Source organism: Paludibacter sp., assembly GCF_009712605.1.
In the GTDB taxonomy this organism is placed as follows: Bacteria; Bacteroidota; Bacteroidia; order Bacteroidales; family Paludibacteraceae; genus Microbacter.
Window position 1 is genome coordinate 78188 of sequence record NZ_WASO01000004.1, and the last position, 7377, is coordinate 85564.

5 protein-coding genes are annotated in these 7377 nt (G+C 38.3%); 1 reads left to right on the forward strand and 4 read right to left on the reverse strand.

The window, feature by feature from the left end:
- Positions 1-4: 4 nt before the first annotated feature.
- The 4 genes from gtfA to F8N35_RS05915 form a co-directional block, all read right to left on the reverse strand.
- Positions 5-1474, reverse strand: a complete 1470-nt coding sequence (gene gtfA, locus F8N35_RS05900; RefSeq protein WP_293050412.1) for a sucrose phosphorylase — start codon at positions 1472-1474, stop codon at positions 5-7.
- A 20-nt stretch (positions 1475-1494) separates the two neighbouring features.
- The gene (locus F8N35_RS05905; protein ID WP_293050413.1) at positions 1495-2124 is read right to left on the reverse strand and encodes a hypothetical protein; all 630 of its coding nucleotides are present in this window, start codon (positions 2122-2124) and stop codon (positions 1495-1497) included.
- A gap of 130 nt (positions 2125-2254) precedes the next feature.
- Entirely contained in the window at positions 2255-2692 is a 438-nt protein-coding gene (locus F8N35_RS05910; protein WP_293050414.1) for a MarR family transcriptional regulator, read from the reverse strand.
- A 202-nt stretch (positions 2693-2894) separates the two neighbouring features.
- Positions 2895-5552 carry a TonB-dependent receptor gene (locus F8N35_RS05915; RefSeq protein ID WP_293050415.1) on the reverse strand — a complete coding sequence of 886 codons (2658 nt, stop codon included), beginning with the start codon at positions 5550-5552 and terminating at the stop codon, positions 2895-2897.
- Positions 5553-5966: 414 nt separating this feature from the next.
- On the opposite strand from F8N35_RS05915, the gene F8N35_RS05920 reads away from it, so the two are divergent.
- Positions 5967-6980, forward strand: a complete 1014-nt coding sequence (locus F8N35_RS05920) for a LacI family DNA-binding transcriptional regulator (protein ID WP_293050416.1) — start codon at positions 5967-5969, stop codon at positions 6978-6980.
- Positions 6981-7377 lie beyond the last annotated feature (397 nt).

Genomic DNA, 7377 nt, shown 5'->3' on the forward strand with positions numbered 1-7377 from the left:
TAGGTTAAGCGTAAAAGTCAACTGTTTGTCCGGTTTCGTCCAGATAGTTAATCTGCGTAGAATAAGTATTTAGATTGATACTCAAAACACAGCGAGAACGATCCTTCTCCCACGACAATGCAATCATATCATCTTGTGTTTCGCCAACCTGGAATATTCCATTAAACGCCGGATAGTGATTTCGAAAGCGGATCAATTTCATTAACCGTTGAACAACCGGTTTATTCACGGCTTGGTCTATTTCATCTATAGAGAAATTGTGCCTGTTAATTTCTCTTCCCTCTCCTGTTTTCAAAACATTTTCCGCATCGTTTTCGCCCGCTAACATCCCAACATAATACACCTGCGGAATACCGGGCGTAAAAAACTGGATAGCACGTGCAGCAATATAAGCATCATCGTTACAGCCAAGCACTGAATAAAAGGAACACCGTATCTGATGGACATCAAATCCATCCTCACTTTTGTGTTTGTCGGAAAAAATCAGGCTCAAATTTGAACCTCTCTCCAAACAAACGTCAACAACTTTACGGGCATCTGCACTACTAACCAAATCATCCAAATCAGGTTTCACCGGGATACCATCGTGACAATCCAGCATAGTAAACTGCTTGTGTGGTCTTACGCGAAGATACTCACACAACCTTTTCCCTGATTTATTGATCAGGGTTTCGAGCACAAAATACGGCAAGATGAAATCGTAAATCCAGTGTCCTTTTTCAGCCAGTTTGTATTGAATGGAATAATGTGAATGAACTTCCGGAAGCAGTTCAATATTAAGAGAATGAGCCAAGTTGGTTATCCACTCCATAAACTGGTGAATCTCAGGCTCAACAAAGAAGCAACTGGTTCCCAACTTTTTTATCACATAACCAACCGCATCAAGCCTCACAATTTTAATATTTTGCTTACTGAAATTAAGCATAAAATCGGTCAGTAATTGCCTGGTCAGCGCCGAATTGATGTCCAGATCAATTTGTTCTGATGGAACTTGTTTGCCAAATGTCGTCCAAACCTGCATTTGCTCTCCCGATGCACCGACATGAAACATTGAATAGGGTTGCGTACGGCGTAGAAACATTTTGTCTACATCTTCCTGAACAGGCTTTCCATTACTCCATATCTTATCCAGTGTAATAAACAGGTCGGCAAATTGAGAATCACGTCCATTCTTCAAAAAGTCCTGAAAATAAACCGATTCTTTTGAGATATGATTCACCATTAAATCGAGTAAAACATCAAAATGCTCACCAATCGCCCGGATATCGTCCCATGAACCAAATGCCGGTTCTATTTCGAGATAAGTTAAGGGCGCAAAACCACGATCGCCCGACGAGGGAAATGGTGGAAGAATATGTATGCCACCTTCAAAAATATCTACAAAATATTTTTGAAGAATCCTGTTTAAGGCTTTCAGGTTTCCTCCCAACGAATCGGGATAGGTAATGAGCTGGACTTTATTTTTTACTGCCATACGTTTCTTGTTTTGCCAAATTATTTTACTGAAATAACGTTGTAATCTTTAGTGATAACAAAATCAGCCAGAAACTTATGCCCGGCAATAATTTTATGCTCTGTTTCAAGTATATTTTCCACAAACGGGTCATTCACTTCATTCCCGCGATTTCTTAGTTTTCTGTATTTCAGCGTTTCGTTATAATTGGCATCAATAAATATCCGGGTATCGATATGCTTCAGCAATGAGGTGTATGTACCTTCTACGATCAGTACTTTTATATCTGCAATACTTACTCTTTCAATTCTCTCAATGTTAGTATCATAGTCGATATGAGGCACATTAATTGCATCAGCTCCACTCATTGCCTCCACCAGTGTATCGTCCAGAAGTTGCATGTTCACTTCTTTGTGAGGGCCCAGCCATTCAGGATGCTTTTTTCTCTGGGCATCGTTAGCAAGAGGCGCCAGAAAGAAATAGTTATCCTGACCCAAAACCAGTGCTTTTATCCCCTGTCGGTTTAACTCGTTTAATAAAGCTTTACCGGTTTCTGTTTTTCCGCAACCGCTTTCGCCTGCTAATGAGATTGTATATCGTTGTCCTTTTGCTTTTATAGCATCAATGATCTGAGAGATAATTACTGATGCTGCCTTTTCGTGTGGATTCATAAATGTCATTGCTTATTATACTCTTTGCTTAAGAGTAATCATTGAAACTAATTGTTTTGTAAAGTGGTAAGTCAAGCCTAAAAATTGATATAATTTCAAACACACAAGTTGATAGTGACAACAACAGATATCATACCAATGCAAGATTATCCATAATGTTTTGCAGAACAATATTAAACGTAACCAGTTCTGTTTCATTAATATTCCGCATCGCATGTTGCATTATACTCTCTCTAATCCGACTTATCTTTTCACACTCCATAACGCCCTGGTTTGTGATATGAATATATTTTTTACGCTTATCATTTGGATCGGCAACTCTTTGCACCAGATGTTTCATTTCCAACCTATCGAGCAAACGGGTAATACTGGGTTTGTCTTTGTTTGTCAATTCACATAATGTGTGATGCGTCATCTTGCTTTGTTTGCGCAGACAAGCCAATACAGTATGTTGTTCCGCTGAAATAGTAACACATTCGCGAGCATAGTATTTATCGAATGGACATTTGATGTGACTGAAAATATTTCTTACCGACTGTTCTAAAATCGTATTTTCATTGTTCATCATATAAAATCAATGCTATTAGTTTTCCCGAAGAGTCAAGAAGCAGTCGAAGATAGGTAATTGAAATGAATTAATTGTCACATTTTAATCTTACACCTTTTCTCTCCATGTTTTTTTTAAGAGAAAAACGTTGGTGAACATTGAAAATTACAAGACATTATTTCCCCCTATTACTTATCTCCGACTCAAATCATCATTTATTTTCCTAAAAACTATATGTCAATGACAGTTTTGATGTTCTTCCTGTTATTGAGCGTGCACGCATATAATTTGTAGAATTATTGACAAAGGTGGTACTTTCAGCTTCAGTTAAGCCCATTGTATTGAACAGGTTGTTTACATTTGCACTAAGCACTAAGCCTTTTGTAATATTGTAACTTGCAAAAGCATTCACGTACACATATCCGGGCAATACAATTTTATTGTCGTTTTGCGAGAAAACATTCGTCGTCCCTATAAAGCTCAATCCGAGGTCCACTTTACCGAAAGAATAAGATGGATTGAAATTATACATTACTAATGGCACACGACGAGGCGTTTTGCCAACTTCTGTTGCATCAAGACTTTCAAGAATTTTCGCTTTTGTAAAAACAGCTCCGGCAGTAGCTGTAAAGTTACTCAAATGAGTAGATGCTTCTAATTCTGCGCCATAAGACTCAAACTTCATAAGATAAATCTTGTTTTCGGTCACATCGGCGTTTTGCTCATTGATATTTGAGTAAAAAGGAGTAAACATCAGGGCAAATTTAGGAGAGTTATATTTAAATCCACCTTCAACCTGAGTTACCATATCGGCTTCCAAGCCCGACATTGTTTTGCCCTCTGAAGTAATAAATGACGAATATAATAAGCGATCGGCATTAGCCCTGCCACCTCTGCTTACTCTCCCATAAAGAGCTTTATTGTTATCAATTTTGTAGTTAGCACCTAATGAGTATGATAAATAGCCATAATTATAATTGACTGCATAAGGGTGTGTATTGTCAACAACCTGAGATTTTGCTTCCACCGGAGAAATGACGCCATCACTATTTACATCGATTGCAGCCGTTTTATTCTTGAGATAATATCCATCAGCCTTCCCAAAATCGTACCGGATACTGGCATCGATGTTTATTTTGTCATTCACATTGATTCCGATGTTAGCGTATGGAGCATTAATTTTATACATCATATCATATTTACGTCCCAGTCCCCATTGCCCATAACTTGTAACACCATTTTCTGTATAGTACGAACCATCAGCACTGGCAACATTCACTAATTTAGGACTGCTCGATACATCCGTAATATATCCTTGCCAATCCCAATACATTGCAATTTGCTGATATGCGTTGTAATATCCAAATGTAAGATTTACCTTGTCAAATTTTTTCGAAAGGTTGAAATCGTTGGTAAAATTATTCAAACTATTAATGTCCACATCAAATGAAGCTACTTCTTGTAATAAGCCATTCCCGTTTAACCCTGATAATTGAGCAGCCGATAATGTTTTTCCGGCATTGACCCCATTAGCGTAACTAAATTTATAACCCGGGGCATAAGCCGAACCAAGAATATCCTTTGCAATAACGTCGGCCGAACCAATTGTACCTGTTGGAAACAGTGTTCTGAAAGAACCGCTTGTAAGAGCCAATCTATTCTTGTTTACGATTCTCCATCCTTCGCCAATATCGAAAGAGAATTCAGTTCCAATAGCATTCGATACCGGATGCATTCCGTCGGATATATTTGTTGTGCGAGGATTACCATTCGCATCAATTCCCAACATATTAAAGAATTCCGAATTCTGGTAAGTGGTATTTCTCACATCGGAACCTGCAATAGACTTATAACTCGGATTGGTTCCCGTGCCTGTTGCGGTAAGCGACATTGGCATATATGAAATAGCCTTATCATCCAAATGTTTAAGATACACGCGAACGTATCCGTTCTCATATTGTTTAGTAATATTTGCTTTAATCTGACCGCCCATGTTTCCATTAAAACCACATGTTCTTGGGCCTTCTCCTTGACGATAAAAACCACCGATATTAAATGAAAATCCATTGCCGATTGGAGCTCCGAAATCAAAATCAGTTCTGAATTCGTTATAATCAAGACCAGCAGTCATGCCAATTGTGCCACCTGCAGTCGCTCCGTTTTTGCTTATGAAGTTAATGATACCTGCCGGTGAGTTGCTGGCAAATGTAGAGGCAGAACCACCCCTGATTGCTTCGATTCTGGCAAGCGTTTGATCCGTACGCAGAAACATGTCGGCATTTCCAAAAGTGATATCGCCGAATTGCATTACAGGAAGACCATCTTCGTGTAATTGTAAAAATTTAGAGCCACCCGTAGAAATAGGAATACCGCGCACCGAAATATTTGCATTACCTTCTCCCCCGGTAGATTCGGAATGAACACCCGGTATTGATTTAAATACTTCAGCAGTATTTATTGCACCAAGCATTTCAAGCGATTTAGGTTTTAAGCTGGTAATTGCCACACTTGATTCCAAAGCCGATTTGGGGTTTACGACTCCGGTAACGACCACTTCGTGCAATCCGATGAGATCTTCCTGCATTGCCAAATCAAGATTTGTTACCTGATTAGCTACGATAACCACACTTGATTCTACGGGAGAATAACCCACCAAAGAAGTAACAACTGTTTGTTTACCAGCTGCAACGTTGGGAAGTTCAAATTTGCCATCAAGGTTTACAACGGTACCGATAGTGGTTCCTTTAATTACGATAGTTGCCCCGACTAAACTCTCTTTTGTTTTTTTGTCGACAACCGTTCCTTTAAGTGTTCCTTTTTGAGCAAACAATGAGAACGAACACACTAAAATGAGTGCAAAGAATAGAATTGTTCTTTTCATGGAATAAATTTAATTTGAGAATTAATAAAAGGTTTTTGTCTCTTTGAAAGGATAATAATGCGACAAATATAGAGGATCAATTCGCACATAACAATAGCTATATTCCTGTTTTTCATTAATATACAACCGCAACCGGTTGTGCAACCGGTTGCAATAACTTTCTTTATATATCATTAACCATGAGGCGACTCAAGACATAAATTGCCTCTTTAGTTTTTGTGTTCTCTCTGCCATCAATTAGCAGGTAACAAGTCGTGTCCTATTATAGTTAGAGTGTCTTTGCATGAATTCTTTTCATATCTTTGCATAATACGAAACAATAAAGAATAATACGTTAACGCATTTAACCAGTTAGCGACAAGCACACATTATTAAGCAAGCGGTGATTAAGTAAGCTGTAAAAATAAGGTCATCATGAAAAACAATCCGATAACTATAAGCGACATAGCCAAAGTACTGGGGATTTCAAAATCGACAGTAAGCAGGGCTCTTAAAAACCATCCGGATATCAGTCAGGAGACCAAAGATGCGGTTAGAGGTGTTGCTGAAAATCTAAAGTATATTCCAAATACAGTTGCAGCTTCATTTCGCAATAGAAAGAGTAAGATTGTCGGGCTGATTGTTCCCCAAATCTCATACTTCTTTTTCCCTTCCTACGTACGTGGAATTGAAGAAGTTGCACACAAACGGGGATATAACCTGTTAATTCTTCAATCAAATGAATCGTATGAACGGGAAGTTGAAAATCTAAATATCCTGATTGCCAATAATGTAGAAGGAATTTTAGCCTCGGTTTCTCTGGAAACAAAAAATTTCGACCATTTTCAGCATATTATAGACATTGGGTTACCTATCGTTTTTTTTGATCGGGTTGTGAAGGATATGAATGCGGACACTGTTCTGGTTGATGATGTTACCGGCTCGTTTAAAGCCGTCAATCGATTACTTGAAGCAGGACGAAAACGAATTGCCATTTGTGTTGGAAATAGAAACCTCTTAATTAGCCAGAACCGGTTGCAGGGTTATAAAACGGCTTTAGTGCAGAAAGGAATTCCTGTGGATGAAGAACTGGTTCTTTCTTGCGAAACTCCGGAAGAAACCGAACAGGAAACCTTGAGATTGTTGAATATGAAGAATCCCCCCGACAGCATTTTTGCAATAAGCGACTTAACCATGACGGGAGTAATGAAAGCAATTTTTCAAAAAAATCTAAAGGTACCTCAAGACATTTCGGTTATTGGATTTTGTGAGGAACCCTTTCGATCCATGTACAATCCGCCATTATCTGCCATAGAACCAATGGGGTTCGAAATTGGCAAAAAAGCTACAGAATTATTATTTGAACGATTAGACGGTCTTACAACCATAAATTCTGACCCTCGAGTAATTTATCTGGATAGCAATCTTATTGAAGGCGGATCGACATAGCTTATAAGATATTACTGGCGTCTCTTCAACTGTTGCATACAAAATCTCCATCCTTTTTTTTCTTCATGTCTTGTCAACTCTTTAAGAAGGCTATATTAGACCGCAAACGTTGTCTGCCCGCAAACGTTTGCAGTTTCATTAGTGCAAAGAAATCAATTTCAAGGTCGTTTACAACACTTTACACACTACTTTTACGCCCGATTTATCAAAATACTGTTATTGTTAAAATCCAAAAAGATTCTAACTTTTTGCAAGGAGCCAACCCTACGTGACGTAGAGTTGGCTTTTTTGTTTTCACTATCCGGTTATGTTATAATCAATAAAAAATCCCGGAACAGATTATGAAGTGACCCCAAAAAGTTAGACAGATTAATACTTATATTCCTTGTAAAAGAGC